Genomic DNA, 21,494 nt, shown 5'->3' on the forward strand with positions numbered 1-21,494 from the left:
CTCAGAAGAAGTCGATCGAGACCTGAAGCAGGCGCTCGACCTCGGGAATGTCGGAGACCAGCGCGAAGATCACCACGATATCGCCCTCCTCGATGCGCAGGTCGCCCGTCGGCTTGACCACCCGCCCGCCCTTGCGGACGGCGCCCATCAGCGCGCCTTCGGGAAAGTCGATGTCGCGCACCGCCCGGCCGGCGATGGGCGAGGTCGAAAGCACCTGCGCCTCGATCACCTCGGCCTCGGCATCGCCGATGGAATAGATGTCGCGCACCCGCCCGTGCCGGATGTGGCGCAGGATGGTCGAGACGGTGCTGGCGCGCGGGTTGATGAAAGCGTCGATGTCCAGGGGCTCCATCAGCGACATCAGGGTCGGGTCGTTGACCAGCGAGATCGCCAGCTTCGCCCCGGCCTGCTTGGCCCGCACCGCGGCCAGGATGTTGGTCTTGTCGTCGTCGGTGATGGCCAGAACCGCATCGGCGCGCGGCACGGCGGCCTCCTCCAGCAGTTCGGCCGATAGCCCGTCGCCATTGAGCACGATGGTGCGGTTCAGCGCGTCGGCCGCATCCTCGGCCCGGGCACGGCTGCGCTCGATCAACTTGACGCGAATCCGTTCGGGCCGCGCCTCCAGCGATTGCGCGACGGCAAGGCCCACATTGCCGGCGCCGATGATGACCACGCTTTCCTGCTTGGCCATCGGTTTGCCAAAGATCTCCAGCGTCCGCGGCACGTCCTCGGTCAGGGTGAAGACATAGACCTGGTCACCCTCGAACAGCTGATCCCCCGGCTCGGGTGCGAACAGCTTGCCGCCGCGCCGCACCCCGGCCACGATGGCGCTGAGGCTGATGAACATGTCGTTGAGCTGGCGCAGCGGCGTGTTCAGTACCGGGCTGTCGGATTCCAGCGAGATCCCCAAAAGATGCAGCCGCCCTTCCAGAAACGTCTCGGCATCGAAGGTCGAGGGTGCCGAAAGCCGCTGCATCGCCGCCCGCGCCACCTCGCGCTCGGGGCTGATGACCACGTCGATCGGCAGGTGATCGGTGCGGTAGAGATCGGAATAGATCGCGTCCAGATAGGCCGAGCTGCGCAGGCGCGCGATCTTGCGCGGCACCTGGAAGACGGAATGGGCGACCTGGCAGGTGACCATGTTCACCTCGTCCGAATGGGTTGCGGCGATGATCAGGTCGGCGTCGCGCGCACCCGCCCGGTCCAGCACGTCGGGATGGCTGGCGAATCCGGTCACGCCCTGCACGTCCAGCGCGTCAATGGCGCGCCGGATCAGTTCGGCATTGGTGTCGATGATGGTGACATCGTTGCGCTCGCCCGCAAGATGGCGCGCGATATGCCAGCCGACCTGCCCTGCCCCGCAGATGATGATCTTCATTCCGGCCCCGGTTCATGCCCTTGGTGAGGCGCGATCCTAACGCGCGGCGCGCCTGGCGGATACAGCGAAAACGCCGGCCAAGACGGGCAGCCGCATCGCCTGCCTCATCGCCGCATGAGTATTTGGAAAACGGTGAAGCGGTTAGGCATTTCTTAACGTCTTTCCTGTAGCCAAGCCAGGCGGTACAGGCTGGAGAGCCGATGACCGCAAACGGTGAAAGCGCCCCGGACCGCCCTGGAGTGACCTGCAGGACTCCCGGCAGTCCGGGGCGCAGAATCCGCCATCACCGTTTTCCAAATACTCATGCGACCGCGCGACAGGCGCTGCGCTGCTTATTTCCCCATCATCTCCTCCTCGACGCGCATGCCCCCGACGACGCCCAGCGACTTGAGCTTGCGGTGCAGGGCCGAGCGCTCCATGCCGACGAATTGCGCCGTGCGGCTGATATTGCCGCCGAAGCGGTTGATCTGCGCCAGCAGATATTCCCGCTCGAAGAGTTCGCGCGCCTCGCGCAGCGCCAGGCTGGTGATCTGCGGGCCAAGCGCCAGCGCCTCGCTGGTGCTGGTGCTGCCGTTCTGGCCTTCCAGTTCCGAGGGCGGGATCGGCCCGGTGCCGTCGCCCAGGATCAGGACCCGCTCGATCACGTTGCGCAGCTGGCGGATATTGCCCGGCCAGTTCATCGCTTGCAGCGCGGCGCTGGTCTCCTCGGGCAGGGCACGCAGCGGCAAGCCCTGGTTGGCGTGGAACTGTTCGATGAAATGTTCGGCCAGCATCGGAATATCGTCACGGCGCTCGGCCAGCGAGGGGACGGCGACCGGCACGACGTTCAGCCGGTCGTAGAGTTCCTGGCGGAAGCGGCCGGCGGCGATCTCGGCCGCGAGGTCGCGATTGGTCGAGGAGATCACCCGCAGGTCCACCCGCACCTTGTCGGTGCCGCCGGCGCGCTGGAACTGCTGCTCGGTCAGCACCCGCAGGATCTTGGGCTGGGTGCCGAGCGGCATGTCCGCCACCTCGTCGAAATAGATCACCCCGCCATGCGCCTGTTCCAGAAGGCCCGGCTCGATGCCGCGCTCGGGGGTCTCGCGGCCGAACAGCACTTCCTCCATGTGCTCGGGCTCGATGGTGGCGCAGGGCACGGTGACGAAGGGCTCGCGGGCCCGCGGGCTGTGGGCGTGGACGTAGCGCGCGGCGATCTCCTTGCCGGCCCCCGGCTCGCCGGTCAGCATCACCCTGCCGTTCGACTTCGCCACCTTGTCGAGCTGTTCGCGCAGCCTGCGGAAGGGCGCGGAATTGCCCAGCATCTCGGCTGCCCGCGCCTCGCCGCGCTTCAGCGTCGCGTTCTCGCGGCGCAGCCGCGCCGTCTCCATGGCGCGGCGGATCACCACCAGCAGCTGGTCGATGTTGAAGGGCTTCTCGATGAAGTCATAGGCGCCCTGCTTGATCGCCGCCACCGCGATCTCGATATTGCCGTGGCCCGAGATGATGACCACCGGGACGTCGGGATTGTTGCGCTTGACCTGCTTGAGGATGTCGATCCCGTCCATCTTGCTGTCCTTGAGCCAGATGTCGAGGATCATCAGCGTCGGCTCGGCCGCGTTCAGCTCGGCCACCGCCTGGTCGGAATTGGCGGCGAGGCGGGTCGAGAAGCCCTCGTCGCGCAGGATGTCGGAAATCAGTTCGCGGATGTCCCGCTCATCATCGACAATCAGAATATCGCTCATTTGAATGCTTCCTGCTCATGTTTCTGGCGGCGCACGGACAGCCGCACCGGCTGGCGCTCGCGCGGCAGTCGGATTTCGGCCATGGCGCCCCGTCCCTCGGGTGCGTCGGTCAGCATCAGGCTGCCGCCGTGTTCCTCGACGATCTTCTTGACGATCGGCAGGCCAAGACCGGTGCCGCCGGGTTTCATAGTGACATAGGGTTCGAACAGCCGGGTGCGGTCCTCGGGCAGGCCCGGGCCGTTGTCGGTGATGCGGATGGTCACCGCATCGGGGGCCGTGCGCAGTTGGACCCGGACCTGGGGATTCCAGCCTTCCGGCGGGTTTTCCCGCAATTCGTCAAGTGCTTCTCCAGCATTCTTCAACAGGTTTGTGAAGACTTGCCGCATCATGCCGGCATCGGCATCGACGATCACCGGCTCGTCGGGGATGTCCGAGACCAGCGCGCCTTGCAGCGCATCGCGCTGCATCAACTCGGCATCGCGCAGCAGCTTGGCGATGTCGGTTTCCTTGCGGTCCGGTTCGGGCATGCGGGCGAAGCGGGAAAATTCGTCCACGATCCGGCGCAGGTCGTTGGTCTGGCGGATGATGACCTCGGTATATTGCTCCAGCGCCTCGCGTTCCTCGCCGGCGATGGGGCCGAACTTGCGCTTCAGCCGCTCGGCCGAAAGCTGGATCGGGGTCAGCGGGTTCTTGATCTCATGCGCGACGCGGCGGGCCACGTCGCCCCAGGCGGCCATGCGCTGCGCCGAGACCAGGTCGGTCACGTCGTCCAGCGCCACCACATAGCCCTCGAGCCCGCCGGCCGCGCCGCGGCGGATCGCCATGCGCACCAGCAGGCTTTCCACCCGGCCCTCGCGGCTCAGGCGGATCTCGTCCTGCACGGATTCGTTGACCGATTGCGACAGCCGCTCGAACAGCGGCGCGAATTCCGGCACCGCCTCGGAGAGCAGCCGGTCATGCGCCGTCGCCGGGTCAAGGCCCAGAAGGCGAGTGGCCGAGCGGTTCAGGAAATCGATCTCGCCTGCCGCATCCAGCCCGATCACCCCGGCGGTGACCGAGGACAGCACGGAATCGAACAGCCGGCGCTGATCGTCGGCGGCACGGTAGCTTTCGACCAGTTCCTGGCGCTGCTGCTTCAGCTGCCGGGTCATGCGGTTGAAGCTTTCGCCCAGGGTCTGGATCTCGTCGCCGGTGTCGGGCGTCGGGATTTGCAGGTCCAGATTGCCCTCGCCCACCTGTTCGGAAGCCTCGGCCAGCCGGCCGATCGGCCGCGACAGCCGGTCAGCAAACCACAGGCCCAGCCACATCGCCGCCGCCACGAGCAGCAGCGCGAAGCCCAGATACAGCAGCGAGAACTCGAACAGCACCCGGCCGCGCTCCTGTTCCAGGCGCTGGTATTCGCCGACGGTCTGGCGGGTGTCGTCCAGCAGGCCCAACAGGCTGCCGTCCACGTCGCGGGTGACGTAGAGATAGCGGTCGGCCAGCGGCGCCAGCGGCACCAGGGCGCGGAACTCGTTGTTTTGCCAGTCCTCGATCAGCACCAGCCCGCGGGTCGCCGCTTCGTCGAACTGGGTGGGGCCGGGCTGTTCATACCAGAACTGATAGCTGCGCTCGCCCCGGGCGCGGATGGTGCCGCGGCCGTCGATGACATAGGCCTCGCGCAGCCCGCGCTGGATCAGCGCCTGGCCCTGGCCCAGAAGCAGCCGCAATTCGCCATCGTCCAGCATCGGGTTCTGCCGCGCCGCTTGGGTCAGCGCCCCGGCCAGCAGCTTGGCGTCGTTGGTCAGGTCGCGGCGATGTTCGTCCTGATAGGCCTCGGCGGCCGAGAGCGAGGTCGAAACCACCTGCTGCACCCGGTTCGAGAACCAGCCCTCCAGGCCGATATTCACCGTCAGCCCGGCGAACAGGGCGACCAGCACCGTGGGCACCAGCGCGATGGTGGCAAAGACGCCCACCAGCCGCATATGCAGCCGCGAGCCCGCCGCCGACTTGCGCCGCGCCGCGACGATCTGAGCCATGCGCGCCACGACCAGGCCGGCCAGCACGATCAGGTAGAGCAGGTCCGCCAGCAGCACCAGCCGCAGTACCGAGCCGCCCGAGGTGGCATCGGCAAAGGGCCCCATTACGGCAAAGGTCAGCCCCGCCAGCGCCGGCCCCAGCAGGGCCAGGCCAAGGGTTGCGGCATTGCGATAGAACCGAAGCCGCCGCAAACGTGCGACGCGCTCCCATGTACCCTTGGACAGCGTTCCCGCCACCTTGCCCGTCCTCACGGTTTCGCCGCTGTGTCCGCGGCCGTTCTGTGGCCGTTCAGCGACTCTCGCAAGGCCATCTGTGGCCGTTTTACATCAGTTTGCGGCGCCGTGTCACCTCGATATTCAGGTCGGTCAGTTTCTTGCGCAAGGTATTGCGATTGATGCCCAGAAGATCGGCACAACGCAGCTGATTTCCGCCGGTGGCGTCCAGCGCGATCTCCAGCAAAGGCTTTTCGATCTCGCGCAGGATGCGGTCATAAAGGCCGGGCGGCGGCAGCTCGTCGCCATGCAGGTCGAAATAGCGTTGCAGATGCATCTCGACCGATTGCGCCAGCCGCATGTTCGCGGGCTCGCCCAGCGGCGTGACCAAGGCGGCGGGGCTGGCGGCGGCGGGCCGGGCGGCCGGCGCCGTTACCGGGGCCTGCGGCACGATGGGGCTCGACTCGGCCAGCGCGGCGGCGGCCTCGACCTCGGTGATCTCGGCCGCGGCGGCGGTCAGCGCCAGGCGGCGCATCATGTTTTCCAGCTCGCGCACGTTGCCCGGGAAGGGATAGGCGCGGATCAGCGCCGTCGCGCCCTCGGACAGCCTGCGCTGCGGCAGGCCCTGCGCGGCGGCGCGAGCCAGCAGGTGCCGGGCCAGCGGCGGGATGTCGTCCACCCGCGCCCGCAGCGGCGGCACGGTGACCGTTACCCCGGCCAGCCGGTAATACAGGTCCGCCCGCAGCCGGCCCGAAGCCACGTCGGCCTGCGGATCGGGGCCGGTGGTCGAGACCAGGCGTGGCATCAGGTTGCGGCCGGGACCGACCTCCCAAGCCTCGATCATGCCGATCAGCCGGGCCTGGGCGGCGGAGTCGAAGCCGGCCGGATCCTCGATCAGCAGCGTGCCGCCCTGCGCCCGCTCGACGGCGCTGTGGATCGTCTCCTCGGACAGGTCGGCCGAGGTCAGCACCACGAAACCCGCCTCGCGCCGGTCCGAGAGGTCGTGGAACGAGCGCGCGACCACGGTCTTGCCCACCCCCGCCTCGCCGGCGATCATCACCGGCAGGTCGGCATTGAGCACCCGCGCCACCATGCGGAACAGGTTCTGCATCGCCGGGGCATGGCCGATCAGCGGCAGGGCCGGATCGGCGCCGGATTCCGGCGCCGGGGCCGGGGCCGGGGCCGAGACCGCCGCGGCCGGCTCGGACCTGCGCACCCGCGACAGCGCCTGGCCGGCCCGGGTCATCAGGTCGGGCAGGTCGAAGGGCTTCGGCAGATAGTCGAAGGCCGCCGCCTCGGTGGCGCGGATGGCGGTGACGATGGTGTTCTGGGCCGAGATCACGATCACCGGCAGGTCGGGCCGCGCCTTGCGGATCGCCGGGATCATGTCGATGCCGTTGCCGTCGGGCATCATCACGTCGGTGATGACCAGATCGCCGCGCCCCTCCTCGACCCAGCGCAGCAGCTGCGACAACGAGCCGGTGGCGTGGACCCGGCAGCCGGCGCGGGTCAGGGCCTGGGTCAGGACCGTGCGGATGGTGCGGTCGTCGTCAGCGATCAGAACGGTGCCGTCCATGGGAAAACCTCAGGCTTTGGGCAGTGAAATGCGGAAAACGGTGCGACCCGGGCGGGATTCCAGCGCGATCCAGGCGCCATGGTCGGTGACGATCTTGGAGACCAGCGCCAGGCCAAGGCCGGTGCCGTTCTCGCGCCCCGAGACGAAGGGCTCGAAAACCTCGGCGATCAGCGATTCGGGGATGCCGGGGCCGTCATCCTCGATCTCGATCTGCAAGGGCAGGCTGCGGCCCTGCGGCTCGGCCTCGGTCGGCGCCAGGCGCAGGGTGCCGTCGTAGAAGCTGCGCAGGCGGATGACGCCGCCTTGCCCCGTCCGGCCGATCGCCTCGGCAGCGTTCTTGACCAGGTTCAGGCAGACCTGCACCAGCTGGTCGGCATCGACCAACGCCGGTGGCAGCGAGGGGTCGTAATCGGGCGCAATGCGCAGCCCCTTGCCGAAGCCCACCGCGGCCGAGCGGCGCACCCGCTCCAGCACGTCATGCACGTTCACGGCGGAAAGCCGGGGCGCCGAGGTGTCGCCGAAGCGTTCCACCTGGTCCAGCAATTCGACGATACGGCGCGATTCCGCGACGATCAGGTCGGCAAGGTCACGGTCCTCGGCCTTGAGGTTCATGCCGATCAGCTGCGCCGCGCCGCGGATGCCGGCCAGCGGGTTCTTGATCTCATGCGCCAGCATCTCGGCCATGCCGATGGCCGAGCGCGCGGCCGAGCGCGCCGCCTGCCCCTGCCCCAGCCTGCCGCCGCCATCGGCCGGCGCCAGCAGGATGACGGTGCCGCCCTCGGGACTGGGGGCATGGCCGGCATGGACGGTGGCGATGCGGTCGGAATGCCCGCCCGAGCGGTCGCCGATCTCGAAGCGCACCCCGGCGCGGTTCAGCGCCTCGTGCCCCTCGCGCATGCGTTCGAGGATCGAGCCCAGCGTGGGCACGATGCGCAGCCGCTTGAGCATCTCGGGCCCCTCCAGCGCCTGCCCCAGCGAGGAGCGGCAAGAGATGTTCAGAAAGGCCTCGGCCAGGTCGTTCATCGCCGCGATGCGGCCCTCTGCGTCCAGGATGATCGCGGGCAGCGGAAGCGCCGACCAGTTCGGCCCGACCTCTGCCGGGACAAAGCCGCCGCCGGTTTCCATCTCGGGATCGGGCAGCATGTCGGACCTAGCCCGGACTGTCATGAAGGCACCTCGGTGGCCTGGGCATTGGCATGGACAGCATCAACCAGCGCAGAATCGGCATCACCGAAGCCGGCGCGGATCGCGGCCAGCGCGGTCTCGGGGGTGGGCGCGCGCAGAAGCTCGGCACGGTTCGGGGCACCGTTCGCCTCGGCATACCAGCCCAGGTGCTTGCGGGCGACGCGCAGGCCCAGCTCGCGCCCGTATAGCGACAGGATGTCGTCGTAATGCTCGGCCACCGCCTCGGCCAGCGCCGCGCCTTGCGGCACCTCGGGCGCGGGGGTGCCCCAAAGCTCGTGCGCGATCTGCGCCAGCCGCCAAGGCGCCCCCTGCGCGCCCCGCCCGACCATGACCGCATCGGCGCCGGACTGGTGCAGGGCAGCGCGGGCGCTGGCGGCGTCCACCACGTCGCCATTGGCGACCAGCGGCGGCCGGCCCGGCAGGTTCGCCACCGCGCGGATCGCCGCCCAGTCGGCGCTGCCGGTATAGAATTGCGCCCGGGTGCGGCCATGCACGGTCAGCATCCGCACCCCGGCCCCGGCGGCGCGGCGCGCGAGTTCCGGCGCGTTCAGGCAATCCGCGTCCCAGCCCAGCCGCATCTTCAGCGTCACCGGCAGGTCGGGCACGGCGGCGACCACCGCCTCGACCAGCCCCAGCGCATGGTCGAGGTCGCGCATCAGCGCCGCCCCCGACAGCCCGCCCGTGACCTTCTTGGCCGGGCAGCCCATGTTGATGTCCACGATGCGCGCGCCCATGCCGGCGACGATTCGCGCGGTTTCCGCCATCGCCCCCGCCTCGCGGCCGGCGATCTGGACCGAAACGGGCAGTTCGCCCTCGGTCAGCGCCTTGGCGCGCACCGCGGCGCGCGTCGAGGGGCGCGGCGTCACCATCTCGGTCGAGGCGACCATCTCGCTGACCATCAGCCCCGCTCCGCCATGGCGCGCGACGGCGCGGCGAAAGGGCAGGTCGGTGATCCCGGCCATGGGCGCCAGAAAGACCGGCGGGCCAAGCCGCGTGGTGCCAAGGGTGATGGGTTCGGGCAGTGTCATGGGGAAACTCGTATGCCAGCAGGCGGGGATGCGAAAGAAAACGGCGTGTGCCCGATCGGCACGCTGTCGCGCCGCGGCGGATTTTGCCGGTTTTTCGTGCTTGCTGCCTAAATAGGATGCAGGCCCGGTTTCGTCAAATGTCGCGGAGCTTCAGGTCCGTTGTCGCAACCGCGCTGGCCTGGCGGGGGCGCGGCGGCTAGGCTTTCCGCGCTAGCTAGGAGTGCGCGATGTTTCTTTCCGTCTTCGACATCTTCAAGATCGGAGTCGGCCCTTCCTCGTCCCATACCATGGGGCCGATGGTGGCCGGGGGCCGCTTTCTGGATGCGCTGCGCGAGCAGCCCTTCCGGGCGCACGGGCTGCGCGCCAGCCTGCATGGGAGCCTGGCCTTCACCGGCAAGGGCCATGCCACCGACCGCGCCACCATCCTGGGCCTGGCCGGATTCCTGCCCGAAACCATGGATGCCGAGGCGGCCGAGGCCGTGCTGGAGAAAAACCGCGAGACGAAGATCCTGTCGCCCCGCGACCTGGGCGATCTGGCCTTCGACCCGGCGCGCGACCTGATCTTCGACTACGACCACGCCCTGCCCGGCCATGCCAACGGCATGGTCCTGATGGCGACCGACGCGCAGGGCGACGTGATCTTCCGCGAGGTCTATTACTCCATCGGCGGTGGCTTCGTGATGACCGAGGGCGAATTGGCGGCACGCGGCGACGACACCCGCACGGATGCCTCGCCCAAGGTGCCCTTCCCCTTCGCCTCGGCCGCCGAGATGCTGGAAATGGCCGAAAAATCGGGCAAGTCCATCGCCCAGATGAAGCGCGAGAACGAGCGGGTCTTTCGCAGCGATGCCGAGATTTCCGCCGGAATCCACCGCATCTGGCAGGTCATGCGCGACTGCATGGACCGGGGGCTGGCCACCGGCGGCATCCTGCCCGGCGGGCTGTCGATCCGCCGCCGCGCGGCGGGCATCCACGAGGCCCTGAAGGCCGAATCCGGCATGAACCTGACCGCACCGCATGTCATCAACGACTGGATGTCGATCTATGCCATGGCGGTGAATGAGGAGAACGCCGCCGGCGGCCAGGTGGTGACCGCGCCGACGAACGGCGCGGCGGGCGTCGTGCCGGCGGTGATCCGCTATTGGCTCGACCACGTTCCGGGCGCCTCGGAACGCCAGCTCGACGAATTCCTGCTGACCGCCGCGGCCATCGGCGGGCTCATCAAGCACAACGCCTCGATCTCGGGCGCGGAATGCGGCTGCCAGGCCGAGGTCGGCTCGGCCTCCGCCATGGCGGCGGCGGGGATCTGCGCCGCGATGGGCGGCACTGTCACCCAGGTCGAGAACGCGGCCGAGATCGCGCTGGAGCATCACCTGGGCATGACCTGCGACCCGGTGAGGGGGCTGGTGCAGGTGCCCTGCATCGAACGGAACGGCCTGGGCGCCATCAAGGCGGTCTCGGCGGCCAGCCTGGCCTTGCGCGGCGACGGCCAGCATTTCGTGCCGCTGGACGCCGCCATCGAGACCATGCGCCAGACCGGCCGCGATATGAGCGACAAATACAAGGAGACCTCGCTGGGCGGGCTGGCCGTCAACGTGCCGAACTGCTGAGCCGCGTGCGAAGAATCGCGCAAACCCGGGCTTTGGCGGCGCCCGGGGCCTGTCGGCGCTTGCCCAAGTCCCGGGCTTCCTGTAGCCAATCAGCATAAGCAAAACCCATGGAACCGGGACAGAGCAGATGAAATTCCGTTCGGCCTTCGCCGTTCTTTCGATGACTGTGGCCCTTGCCGCCTGCGGCGAACTGCCCTTCCAGAAATCCGACGAACCCGAGGCCGCCGCCCATTCCGGCCCGCCCAGCGTCTCGCCGCTGGAACAACCGATCGAGACCGGGGCCGAGGGCAAGCCCGTCGCCACCGCCGAGGCCAGCACGCTCAACACCGCCATGTTCCGCGCCGCCGGATCCGGCTGGACCGTGACCGCCGCCGACAAGACCGCCGTCTATGAACGGCCCGGCGCGCGCTCGGTCGGCGTCGCCGTCCGCCGCATGGTCTATGGCCGCGGCGTCGAGTTCATCGGCTCGATGAACGGCACGGTCTTCGCGCTGAACATCCAGGCGGCGGAATGCCAGACGGGCGACCAGAAGACGCCCTTCACCGCGCGGCTGCGCGTCGGCAGCCAGCGCCTGAGCGGCTGCGCCGTGCCCACCGACAGCATGCCCAAGGCCCAGGTCCGCGCCTCCTCGGCGGCGCCGAAGCCCAAGGCCCAGCCGAAGCCCGCGGCGCCCGCGGCGAAGCCCGAAACGACGCCCGCGGCAGAAACCCCGGCGACGGCCCCCGCGAGCGCGACCACCGACACCGCGCCCACCACCGGCCCGTCCACCACCGGCACGCCCGAGACGACCGCGCCCTCCGTGACCCCGGCGACCACCCCCTCGGCGGGCAGCGCGGCCGAGACCCCGGCCAGCGGCGGCAACGCGACCGAAGGCACGGCGACCGGAGCTCCGACCACGGCGCCCGCGAGCCCGGCGGCGGACACGCCTTCGACCGCCCCCGCCGCGGAGCCTCCGGCTGCGGAAAGCCCGGCGGCCGGCAGCAACGGCTCGGAGGCGACCGGCGGCGGCGTTCCGGCGCCGCAGCTGATCCTGCCCGAACCGCCCGCCCCGAGCGAATAAGCCTGAAACCCGGGCGCCGTGCGGCAAGCCCCGCACGGCGTCGGCCCCCCGCTGCCCCCGCCGCGGGCCACGACCTGAGAGGAGCCGCGATGCGCGCCCATTCGATCCTTACCCGCCGCCTGCTGGCTTCGACCGTGCCGGTGGCGCTGCTTCTGGGTCTCGGCACCAGCCCGGCCCGCACCGATCCGATGATCGGCAGCCATTTCAACAGCTATGGCCTGCCGGGCGGCATCGACACGCCGACCGCCGAAATGCTGCCCGACGCAACGCTGGGCGCCACCATCTCCTATTCCGATCTGGCGCGGCGCAACACCATAGTGTTCCAGGCCCTGCCCCGCCTGACCGCCGCCCTGCGCTATTCGCGGGTCGAAAGCCTCAATGAATCCCGCGGCTATATCTGGGATCGCAGCTTCGATCTGCGCTATCAGTTCCTGGACGAGGATCCGCAGGGCTGGCGTCCCGCCGTGGCTGTCGGGTTGCAGGACTTCATGGGCACCGGCATCTACAGCGCCGAATATCTGGTCGCCACCAAGACCCTGACCCCACGCCTGCGCGTCAGCGCCGGTCTGGGCTGGGGCCGGCTGGCCAGCACCGGCGGCATCGGCAGCCCCTTTGGCGACCGCCCCCTGCGCAGCAACGACGAAGGGGGCAAGCCCAATGTCAATCAATGGTTCCGCGGCGAGGTCGCGCCCTTCGTCAGCGCCAGCTGGCAGGCAACCGACCAGCTGACGCTGACCGCGGAATATTCCGGCGACAATTACGCCTGCGAAACCGGCGATACCGACAATTGCCGCGCCCAGGGCCGGCTGGATGACAAGGACCCGCTGAAGAACCAGCTGAACCTGGGCTTCACCTATCAGTTCGGCGAGCATTACCAGCTTGGCGGCTATGTCCTTGGCGGCAAGCAGTTCGGGTTGCAGTTCAGCGTGGCGATGAACGCCCGTCAGGCGCCCTATCCCTCGGGGCTGGAAAAGGCGCCGGCCCCGGTCCGGTCCCGGCCGGCCCCCGCCGCCGATCCCGATGGCTGGTCGGGCGCATGGGCGGCGGATCCGACCGCGCAGCCGGCGATCCAGAAGGCGCTTGGCGATGCGCTGGCCAAGGAAGGCCAGGTGCTGGAGAGCATGGCGCTGGACGCCAACCGCGCCGAGGTCCGCATCCGCAACGACCGCTATATCCAGCAGGCAGAAGCCATCGGCCGCACCGCGCGGCTGATGACCCGAGCCCTGCCGCCCTCGGTCGAGACACTGGTCATCACCTCGTCCGAGGATGGGGTTCCGACCTCCTCGGTGGTGCTGCGCCGCTCGGATGTCGAGCGGCTGGAGAATACCGAGGCCGGGCAGATCGCCAATGCCGCGCAGCTGACGGATGCCGATCCGCGCCCCGGCAACCTGGTGCTGACCCCGGGGCTGTTCCCGCGGTTCAGCTGGGGGCTGAAACCCTATCTCTCGACCTCGCTTTTCGACCCGGACGATCCGTTCCGCTATGAGGTCGGCGCCGAGCTGGGCGGGCAATACGAATTGACCCCGGGCCTGGTGCTGGCCGGCACCATCCGTCAGCGCGTGCTGGGTTCCACCAAGCAGGAGCCGCCGAGCGGCGAGACGTTGGAATCTGCGGAACAGAGCGATTACGACGAGAACGGCGTGCCGCGGGTCCGCTCGGACAGCCGGATGTATTCGGGCAATGACAGCCCGGTCATCTCCAACCTGACGCTGGCCTGGTATGCCAAGCCGACCGAGACGGTCTATTCCCGCCTGACCGTCGGCCTGCTGGAGCGCGCCTATGGCGGCGTCTCGGGCGAGGTGCTGTGGTGGCCGGCCAATTCGCCGCTGGCCATCGGCGCCGAGATCAACCGGGTGCGAAAGCGCGACTTCCGCGAAGCCTTCGGCTTCCGCGACTACGAGACCACGACCGGCCATGTCTCGGCCTATTACGAATTCAGCAACGGCATCACCGCGCAGCTGGATGTCGGCAAGTATCTGGCCGGAGACAAGGGCGCCACGCTGACGCTCAGTCGCGAATTTGCCAATGGCTGGAAAATTGGCGGCTGGGTCACCAAGACCGACATGAGCACCGAGGAATTCGGCGAAGGCTCGTTCGACAAGGGCGTGACGATCTCGATCCCGCTGGGCTGGGGCACGGGCGAACCGTCGCTGCGTCGCGTCGGCGGCGACATCCGCTCGCTCTCGCGCGACGGCGGCTCGCGCCTGCGCGTCGGCGGCAGGCTTTACGACAAGGTCCGCGACAGCCACTCGGGCCAGCTTTACCAAGGTTGGGGGAGGTTCTGGCGATGACCCGGACGAAACGGATATTGCTGGGCGGCATGCTGCTGGGCGCGCTGGCCGCCTGCGGCAACCAGGACAACAACGATTCGGTCTTTGGCAAGCTGGCCCAGGCCGCCAGGCAAAGCGTGGCGCAGCGGAATGCCGAGCCCGCCCCTGCCCCGGATCCCTCGGCCATGGCGGCCGAGGCGCTGCGGGTCAATCCGGGGCCGCTGATCCTGGTCGGCCTGGAAAACGCCGGCAGCACCCAGGTTCTGGCCATGACCGGCCAGAATGCCGGCAGCCGCACCTATATGACCAAGAACGAGCAGGCGTTGATCCTGCGCAACGGCATGCTGGCCGGAACGCGCGGGCTGGGGAACGACCTGTCGGTGGCAGAAATGTCGAGCTCGGCCGCGCTGGTGCTGGCCGGGCGCAGCGGAGAGGCCCGGCGGGTGATGCGCTATTGGACCGGCGACGGGCTGGAACGGCCGCTGCCGCTGGATTGCCGCGTCGGCCCGGGCCCCAAGCCTGGGGTGATGGTGGAAAGCTGCGAGGGCTTCGGCCTGAGCTTCCAGAATAGCTATCTGGTGCAGGGCGGGCGCGTCACCGTTTCGCGCCAATGGATCGGCCCGGCGCTTGGCTATGTGACCATCCAGGAACTGCGGCCGTAAGACAGGCCGCCGCCCGCAGGATCGAGGCCCGCCGCAAGGCGGGCCTTTGCCTTTGCGCCACCTGGCAGCGATGCGGAGCGCCGGCTTGGGGTGACAGCTCCTGGCCGGTCAGGCAGGGCAGGCAGGAACGACACATGAAAAAAGGGCTGACCCAAAGGCCAGCCCTTTTATCGACGATCGTCGGACCGAAATTATTCGGCCGGGGTCGCGTCATCATCGTCATCGTCGTCCGAGGCGATGGCGGCGATAACGCCCAGCAGCAGCAGAGCCGGAACGACAAGGCCAGCGTTGGTCGAAGCGGGCTTCTCGTCAACGACAACCGGCTCGACTTCGACGACCGGGGCAACATAGCCACCGGCGAGAGCGGTCGAGGCCGACAGGCCCAGGGCCAGGGCAAAGGTAGCGAATTTGGTCATGATCATGCTCCGTTCAGTACTTTGACGGCTGCCGTTTCCGGCAACATCGCTGCGACAGTCGCATAATCCCAAGGACTTGGAAAGCGGTCTTGATCGGGAAATCATGCGCGCCTCAGGCGACTGTTGCATAATAGCCAACACTCGTGACGCTAGGCGAGATGCTGCCGTCAGATCGGCGGAAACTCGCGGGTCCTTGCCTATGCCGGCACACTGGTCATTTCCTACAAATCACTAATGTCACAGCATAAATCATCGCAGAAATCGCCACGATCGAGGGGCCGGCAGGCGTGTCCAGCCACAGGCTGGCCCATAGTCCGCCAAGAACCGCGATGGCACCGATCAGGGTGGCGGAACCGGCCATCTGCTCGGGCGTTGCAGAGAATCCCCGCGCCGCCGCCGCCGGCACGATCAGCATGGCCGAGATCAGCAGCGCCCCGACGATGCGAATCGCGATGGCCACCACCAGCGCCAGAGCCAGCGACAGGATCAGCCGTTCGCGCGCCGGATCGATTCCCGCCGCCATGGCCAGCTCCTCGTTCACCGAGGCCGTCACCAGCCTCTGCCAGCGCCAGATCAGCAGGCCCAGGACCGCCGTTGCGCCGGCCCAGATCCAGGCCAGATCACCCCGGGTCACCGCCAGGATGTCGCCGAACAGGAAGGCGTCCAGCCCCACCCGCAGCGAGGGCACGAAGCTGACGCCCACCAGCCCCAGCGCCAGCGCGCTATGCGCCAGCACCCCCAACACCGTGTCCATCGACTGGCCGCGCGCCGTAAGCTGCGCCACGATCAGCGCCATGGCGACGGCGACCGCCAGCGTGCCCAGATAGATCGGCAGCGAGAAGACGAAGCTCAGCGCCACGCCCAGAATCGCCGCATGCGCGGTCGAATCGCCGAAATAGGCCATGCGCCGCCAGACGACGAAGGAGCCGAGGGCACCGGTCGCCAGCACAAGGCCAAGCCCCGCCAGGGCGGCTCGGGTCAGGAAATCGTCAAGCATGGGGCCTCAATGCGGATGGGCGCAGGCCGGGCCGTGATGGTGGCCCTCTGCGACATGGTCGTGATCGTGATCGTGGTGATGCTGGTAAAGCGCCAGCGTGCCTTGCGATTCGGCGCCGAACATGGCGCGATAGGCGGGCGCGGCGCTGACCGCCTGCGGCGTGCCCTCGCAGCAGACATGGCCGTTCAGGCAGACCACCCGGTCCGAGGCGCGCATGACCACCAGAAGGTCATGGCTGACCATCAGCACGGCGGCGCGGGTCTCGGCCCGGACCTCCTCGATCAGCTTGTAGAAGGCGACGATGCCCGGCTGGTCGAGGCCCTGCGTCGGTTCGTCCAACACCAGAAGCTGCGGGTCGCTGAGCAGCGCCCGGGCCAGCAGCACGCGCTGGAACTGCCCGCCCGACAGCGCGGTGATCTGGCGGCCCTCCAGCCCCGGCACGCCGGTCCGCTCCAGCGCGGCGGCGGCCTCCGCATCGCCGACCCGGCGCGGCAGCGACAGGAAACGGCGCACGGTCATCGGCATCGCCCGCTCGATATGCACCCGCTGCGGCACATAGCCGATGCGCAGCCCCGGCGCCCGCTCGACCCGGCCCGAGGCCAGCGCGACATGGCCCAAGAGCGCCCGCACCAGCGTCGATTTCCCCGAGCCGTTCGGCCCGACCACGGTGACGATCTCGGCCGGGCGGATCAGGAAATCGACATGGTTCAGCACCGGCAGATCGCCGCCATGGCTGACCGACAGGTCGGTGGCGCAGATCAGCGCCGTCACAGGCCGGCCTCGGTGCAGCGCGCGCACAGGCCCAGCAGCTCGACGGTGCTGCGCTCGATGCGAAAGCCCGTGGCCTCGGCAAGCCGGTCCAGCGCCGCCCGCAGCTCGGGCGCATCGGCCTCGGCCACCTGCTCGCAGCCGCGGCAGATCAGGAAGGCCGGCGAGTGGTCGCGCTCGGACGACAGGCAGGCGGCATAGGCGTTCAGGCGCTGGACGCGATGGGCCAGCCCCTGCTCGACCAGGAAATCCAGCGCCCGATAGGCCACCGGAGGCTGCTTGCCGAAGCCTTCGGCCGAGAGCCGCTCCAGCACCTCATAGGCGCCCATGGCGCGATGCGATTCCAGCAGGATCTCCAGCGCGCGGCGGCGCACCGGGGTCAGGCGCACGCCCTCGGCCCTCGCCTGGTCTTCGGCACGGCGCAACACCGCGGCTGCGCAATGGGCATGGTCGTGCTCATGAAACGGATCGGGCGGGGATTCGTGAGAGGGCATGATGTTATATCGTTACATTTTCGCTTGACGGGTTACGATATAACATAAATAACCTTGGCGTTTCTGCAAGCGAGACCGCGATGATCCGATATCCTTCCCTTGTTCTTGCCGCCGCGCTCAGCACGGCTGGCCTGCCTGCCCTGGCCGAAGCGCCGAAGGTGGTGACCGACATCCCCGTCGTCGGGGGCTTGGTGCAGCAGGTCATGGGCGACCTGGGCCAGCCCGAGATCCTGCTGCAAGCCAGCGGCGATCCCCACAACTACCAGTTGCGTCCCAGCCAGGCCCGCAGCGTGCAGGATGCCGGCCTGCTGATCTGGGTCGGCCCGCAATTGACCCCCTGGCTGGAACGGGCCGTCGCAAGCCTTTCCCCGCAGGTCGAGTCGCTGACCCTGTTGGACCTGCCAGCCACGCATCGCCGCAGCTATGCCGGCGACGAGCACGAGCACGAGCACGAGCACGAGCACGAGCACGAGCACGAGCACGAGCACGAGCACGGACATGGCGACCACGGCCATGCCGAGGCGCAAGCGCATCACGACCATGATCACAGCGGCACCGATCCCCATGCCTGGCTGGACCCGGCGAATGGACAGGCCTGGCTTGCCGCCATCGCCGAGGCCCTGTCCCGGCGCGACCCGGAGAACGCCGCCAGCTATGCCGCCAACGCCGCGAAGGCCGCCGAGGACATCGCCGCGCTGGACGAGGCGTTGCAGGCGGCGCTGGCCCCTGCCCGCGGCAAGCGTTTCGTCGTCTTCCATGACGCCTACGGCTATTTCACCGAGCATTACGGGCTGGAGCCGGGAATCGCGGTCAGCCTGGGCGATGCCTCGACGCCCTCGGCCGCGCGGCTCAAGACGATTCGCGACGGGATCGCCGAGAACGGCGCGGTCTGCGCCTTCCCCGAGGCGAATCACGATCCGAAGCTGATCGCCGCCGTGATCGAAGGCACCGAGATCCGCCAGGGCGCCGCGCTCGACCCCGAGGGCACCGGCTCACCCCCCGGAGCCGGGCTATATACCGCGATCTTGCGCGGCATGGGTGAGGCGATGGCCGATTGCCTGGGCGCAGACTAGAATTGCTGCGATTTTGGCCCCTCCGGCGTGGGGTTGGCAAGGCGGGCACCCATGCGGTCCCCGTCTTTTTTCTTTCAAAACGGCTGGTTATGCAGTCGAAAAATTCCCGACTATTTTCCTTTGACATCCCTTAGGAAATTTGTCAGGTTAGCCTCACCGCGACAGAAACGAGGAACTGGACATGACCGCGACCCGCCCCGCCGAATTCACGCGTCCCGGCGTGACCGCCCTGCAACGACTGCCCGAATATGACGCCGAATTGCTGACCGCCGGCGGCAATCAGGCGCTGATCGTCCTGGGCGACCAGGTGTACAACCTGCGCATCACCCGCGCCGGCAAGCTGATCCTGACCAAGTGAGCAGCGAGGGGCGGTGCGGCCTGTCCGCATGAGGCCGACGCCCTGGGCGCGACGCCGCCGCGCCGGCAGATTTCCGGAAGGCGGCACCATTTTCCGCGCCGCAGATCCTTTCAGCCCGGCGTAACCCGTCGCAGCGCCCCTTCCCGAAAGAGGCGCAATCAGCCGCGCCGCGGACCTTTTCCCTCTGGTCGCGCTCCCTTCCCGGGGGCGCGATTGGTTTTTGCGGCACCGGGTTTCGCACCGGGCTTGCCGGGCTTGAAGGAACGACTGGGCTTGCCCTCGCCCCTGGGCTTGAAGCCGCCCTCGGTCTTGTCGCCGCGCGGCTTGAAACCGCGCTCACCCTCGGCCTTCGCGCCGCCCTTGAAACCGGGCTTGCCGCCGCGCTGCGGCCGGTCTCCGTCGCGCCGCGCCTCGTCGCGCGGCCCCTTGCCGAAGGGCTTGCGCGCCGGATCGCGGGCAGGTTTGCCCACCGCATCCTGTCGCCGTGCGAAGGGTTTCCGCTCGCCATCCTCGCGCGTCGCAAAGGGACGCGCACCATCCTCGCGTTTGGCAAAGGGCTTGCGGTCGCCATCGGCCCGCTTGGAGAAAGGTTTGCGATCACCGTCCTCACGGCGCGCAAAGGGTTTCCGGTCACCCTCCTCACGCCGCACGAAGGGCTTGCGATCACCGTCTTCGCGGCGGGCGAAGGGCTTGCGCCCACCTTCGGGGCGCGGCTTGCGCGGACGGGCCTCGCCATCGGCCGGCCCGGCTGCGCCGCGTTCGCGGAAGCTGCGCGGCTTTTCCTCGGTCTCGCCGGTCAAGAGCCCGCCCAGCTGGTCGCGCAGCACCTTGCGCTTGACCTCGCGCACCTCGTTCTCCTCGAGGCCGGTCAGCTTGAACGGACCATAGCCGATGCGGATCAGCCGGTTCACGATCAGCCCGACATGGGCCATGGCGCGGCGGATCTCGCGGTTCCTGCCCTCGCGGATGCCGACGGTCAGCCAGGCATTGGCACCCTGCTGGCTGTCGAGGTTGATCTCCATCGGCGCGAATTCCTCGCCGTCGATGGTGACGCCGCGGCGCAGCGGCGCGAATGTCAGGTCGTTGGGCTGGCCGTTCACCCGCACGCGATAGCGGCGCAGCCAGCCGGTGGTCGGCAGTTCCAGCCGGCGCTTGAGTTCGCCGTCATTGGTCAGCAGCAGCAGCCCCTCGGAGTTCAGGTCCAGCCGGCCCACGGTCATCACCCGCGGCAGGTCGCGCGGCAGGGCGTCGAATACCGTCTGCCGGCCCTTCTCGTCCGAGGTCGACGTGACAAGGCCCAGGGGCTTGTAATAAAGCCACAGCCGCGTCTCCTGCGGCTCGTCCAGTGGCTTGCCGTCGACGCGGATCTTGTCCTGGGGGGTCACGTCCAGCGCCGGACTGTCGATCTTCTTACCGTTCACCGTCACCCGGCCTTCCAGGATCATGCGCTCGGCCTCGCGGCGCGAGGCGACGCCGGCGCGGGCCATCACCTTGGCGATACGGTCGGCCTGCGGATTCGGGGCGGTTTGGGGGCTGTCTTCGGTCATGGCGATCTCCTGCGCATCTCTGCGGTGGCAAAGACCGCAATCTAGGCGCGGGACGGCAGAAAGGAAAGTGCGGAGTGGGGCTTCGCCCCCCTCGTCGCTACGCTCCTCACCTCCCAGGATATTTCGGCACGGAAGAAAAGCCCCAGGGCGGGCCGGACGAAATGCAGGGCATCTTCCGTGTATAAATATCCATGCTATTGCAGCAGCAACCGCAACGGATCAGAAAAGCGCATGGTTTTCACTTCCTGCATGCCCGCCGCGCTCGATGAGGCGCGCGCCGCCGCCCGGCGCGGCGAGGTGCCGGTCGGTGCCGTGCTGGTGGGTGCCGACGGCGCCGAGTTGGCCCGCGCTGGCAACCGCACCCGCGAACTGGCCGATCCCACAGCCCATGCCGAAATCCTGGCGATCCGCGCCGCCTGCGCGCGCCTCGGCTCGGAGCGGCTACCGGGCGCGCGGCTCTGGGTGACGCTGGAGCCCTGCCCGATGTGTGCCGCCGCCATCTCGGCTGCGCGGATCGCGGTGCTCTATTACGGCGCCGAGGACCCGCGCATGGGCGGCGTGCGCCATGGCGCGCGGGTCTTTGACCATCCGCAATGCCATCACCGGCCAGAGATCGTGGACGGCATTTCGGCAGAAGAATCGCGCCGGCTGCTGCAAGAATTCTTTCGCCAACGCCGCTGAAATGAGAAAACCCGCGTCATGAAAGCGTCGCGAAGGGTGCTTGCGCTGCACCGCAGCATGGATAGGATGCCCGCCGGGCGAACATGGGGGGACTGATGTTCCGAAAGATTCTTATTGCGAACCGTGGTGAGATTGCGATCCGTGTGATGCGGGCAGCGAACGAGCTGGGCAAGAAGACGGTCGCGGTCTATGCCGAGGAAGACAAGCTGAGCCTGCACCGCTTCAAGGCGGACGAGGCCTACCGCATCGGCGGCGGCCTCGGGCCGGTGGCGGCCTATCTGTCCATCCCCGAGATCATCCGCGTCGCGAAGGAATCCGGCGCCGATGCCATCCATCCGGGCTACGGGCTCTTGAGCGAGAACCCCGATTTCGTCGATGCCTGCACCGCCGCCGGCATCGCCTTCATCGGGCCGAGCGCCGACACCATGCGGGCGCTCGG

At 68.5% G+C, this 21,494-nt stretch carries 19 protein-coding genes; 8 read left to right on the plus strand and 11 right to left on the minus strand.

The annotated features are described in order from the left end of the window. Position 1 precedes the first annotated feature (1 nt). The 6 genes from trkA to dusB all read right to left on the minus strand — a co-directional run bounded on the left by trkA (position 2) and on the right by dusB (position 9,119). Positions 2-1,378, minus strand: coding sequence for a Trk system potassium transporter TrkA (gene trkA, locus AQY21_RS22515; protein ID WP_058099822.1), 1,377 nt, complete (start codon positions 1,376-1,378; stop codon positions 2-4). A 332-nt stretch (positions 1,379-1,710) separates the two neighbouring features. After that, a complete protein-coding gene (locus tag AQY21_RS22520) occupies positions 1,711-3,099 on the minus strand; it encodes a sigma-54 dependent transcriptional regulator (protein WP_058099823.1) in 1,389 nt (462 codons plus the stop codon). Next, on the minus strand, positions 3,096-5,354 hold the full coding sequence (locus AQY21_RS22525; protein ID WP_058099824.1) for a PAS domain-containing sensor histidine kinase: 2,259 nt from the start codon (positions 5,352-5,354) through the stop codon (positions 3,096-3,098). The genes AQY21_RS22520 and AQY21_RS22525 overlap by 4 nt, the downstream gene beginning before the upstream one ends. An 85-nt stretch (positions 5,355-5,439) precedes the next feature. Then, a complete protein-coding gene (locus AQY21_RS22530; protein WP_058099825.1) occupies positions 5,440-6,906 on the minus strand; it encodes a sigma-54 dependent transcriptional regulator in 1,467 nt (488 codons plus the stop codon). A 9-nt stretch (positions 6,907-6,915) separates the two neighbouring features. After that, the gene (locus AQY21_RS22535) at positions 6,916-8,073 is read right to left on the minus strand and encodes a nitrogen regulation protein NR(II) (RefSeq protein WP_058099826.1); all 1,158 of its coding nucleotides are present in this window, start codon (positions 8,071-8,073) and stop codon (positions 6,916-6,918) included. Then, on the minus strand, positions 8,070-9,119 hold the full coding sequence (gene dusB / locus AQY21_RS22540) for a tRNA dihydrouridine synthase DusB (protein WP_058099827.1): 1,050 nt from the start codon (positions 9,117-9,119) through the stop codon (positions 8,070-8,072). Before dusB ends, AQY21_RS22535 begins: the two co-directional genes overlap by 4 nt. A gap of 227 nt (positions 9,120-9,346) precedes the next feature. Here dusB and AQY21_RS22545 point away from each other — a divergent pair, with 227 nt between their 5' ends. The 4 genes from AQY21_RS22545 (at position 9,347) to AQY21_RS22560 (ending at position 14,721) form a co-directional block, all read left to right on the plus strand. Continuing rightward, positions 9,347-10,729 (plus strand): L-serine ammonia-lyase, encoded by a 1,383-nt coding sequence (locus AQY21_RS22545; protein WP_058099828.1) that lies wholly within the window; start codon positions 9,347-9,349, stop codon positions 10,727-10,729. A 127-nt stretch (positions 10,730-10,856) separates the two neighbouring features. Then, positions 10,857-11,789 carry a hypothetical protein gene (locus tag AQY21_RS22550; RefSeq protein WP_058099829.1) on the plus strand — a complete coding sequence of 311 codons (933 nt, stop codon included), beginning with the start codon at positions 10,857-10,859 and terminating at the stop codon, positions 11,787-11,789. Between the two features lie 89 nt (positions 11,790-11,878). Next, on the plus strand, positions 11,879-14,080 hold the full coding sequence (locus tag AQY21_RS22555) for a YjbH domain-containing protein (protein WP_058099830.1): 2,202 nt from the start codon (positions 11,879-11,881) through the stop codon (positions 14,078-14,080). After that, a complete protein-coding gene (locus AQY21_RS22560; RefSeq protein WP_058099831.1) occupies positions 14,077-14,721 on the plus strand; it encodes a YjbF family lipoprotein in 645 nt (214 codons plus the stop codon). The genes AQY21_RS22555 and AQY21_RS22560 overlap by 4 nt, the downstream gene beginning before the upstream one ends. A gap of 191 nt (positions 14,722-14,912) precedes the next feature. Here AQY21_RS22560 and AQY21_RS22565 read toward each other — a convergent pair whose 3' ends face one another. The 4 genes from AQY21_RS22565 to AQY21_RS22580 all read right to left on the minus strand — a co-directional run bounded on the left by AQY21_RS22565 (position 14,913) and on the right by AQY21_RS22580 (position 17,396). Beyond that, positions 14,913-15,137 carry a hypothetical protein gene (locus AQY21_RS22565; protein WP_369807829.1) on the minus strand — a complete coding sequence of 75 codons (225 nt, stop codon included), beginning with the start codon at positions 15,135-15,137 and terminating at the stop codon, positions 14,913-14,915. A 214-nt stretch (positions 15,138-15,351) separates the two neighbouring features. Next, positions 15,352-16,134 carry an iron chelate uptake ABC transporter family permease subunit gene (locus AQY21_RS22570; protein ID WP_058099833.1) on the minus strand — a complete coding sequence of 261 codons (783 nt, stop codon included), beginning with the start codon at positions 16,132-16,134 and terminating at the stop codon, positions 15,352-15,354. A 6-nt stretch (positions 16,135-16,140) separates the two neighbouring features. After that, a complete protein-coding gene (locus AQY21_RS22575; protein ID WP_058099834.1) occupies positions 16,141-16,905 on the minus strand; it encodes a metal ABC transporter ATP-binding protein in 765 nt (254 codons plus the stop codon). Beyond that, the gene (locus AQY21_RS22580) at positions 16,902-17,396 is read right to left on the minus strand and encodes a Fur family transcriptional regulator (RefSeq protein WP_058099835.1); all 495 of its coding nucleotides are present in this window, start codon (positions 17,394-17,396) and stop codon (positions 16,902-16,904) included. The genes AQY21_RS22575 and AQY21_RS22580 overlap by 4 nt, the downstream gene beginning before the upstream one ends. A gap of 80 nt (positions 17,397-17,476) precedes the next feature. Between AQY21_RS22580 and AQY21_RS22585 the strand changes: the two genes are divergently transcribed. Next, positions 17,477-18,469, plus strand: coding sequence for a zinc ABC transporter substrate-binding protein (locus tag AQY21_RS22585; protein WP_058099836.1), 993 nt, complete (start codon positions 17,477-17,479; stop codon positions 18,467-18,469). Between the two features lie 181 nt (positions 18,470-18,650). Further along, on the plus strand, positions 18,651-18,827 hold the full coding sequence (gene hemP, locus AQY21_RS27220) for a hemin uptake protein HemP (RefSeq protein ID WP_010394206.1): 177 nt from the start codon (positions 18,651-18,653) through the stop codon (positions 18,825-18,827). 158 nt (positions 18,828-18,985) lie between these two features. Here hemP and AQY21_RS22590 read toward each other — a convergent pair whose 3' ends face one another. Next, positions 18,986-20,374, minus strand: coding sequence for a pseudouridine synthase (locus AQY21_RS22590; protein WP_058099837.1), 1,389 nt, complete (start codon positions 20,372-20,374; stop codon positions 18,986-18,988). Positions 20,375-20,605: 231 nt separating this feature from the next. On the opposite strand from AQY21_RS22590, the gene AQY21_RS22595 reads away from it, so the two are divergent. Together AQY21_RS22595 and AQY21_RS22600 are read left to right on the plus strand one after the other, a co-directional pair. After that, the gene (locus AQY21_RS22595; protein WP_058099838.1) at positions 20,606-21,055 is read left to right on the plus strand and encodes a nucleoside deaminase; all 450 of its coding nucleotides are present in this window, start codon (positions 20,606-20,608) and stop codon (positions 21,053-21,055) included. A 95-nt stretch (positions 21,056-21,150) separates the two neighbouring features. Further along, on the plus strand, positions 21,151-21,494 hold a 344-nt coding region (locus tag AQY21_RS22600; RefSeq protein WP_304438433.1), incomplete at its 3' end, for a biotin carboxylase N-terminal domain-containing protein.

Origin of the sequence: Paracoccus sp. MKU1 (assembly GCF_001447385.1) — a bacterium.
Lineage (GTDB): Bacteria > Pseudomonadota > Alphaproteobacteria > Rhodobacterales > Rhodobacteraceae > Paracoccus.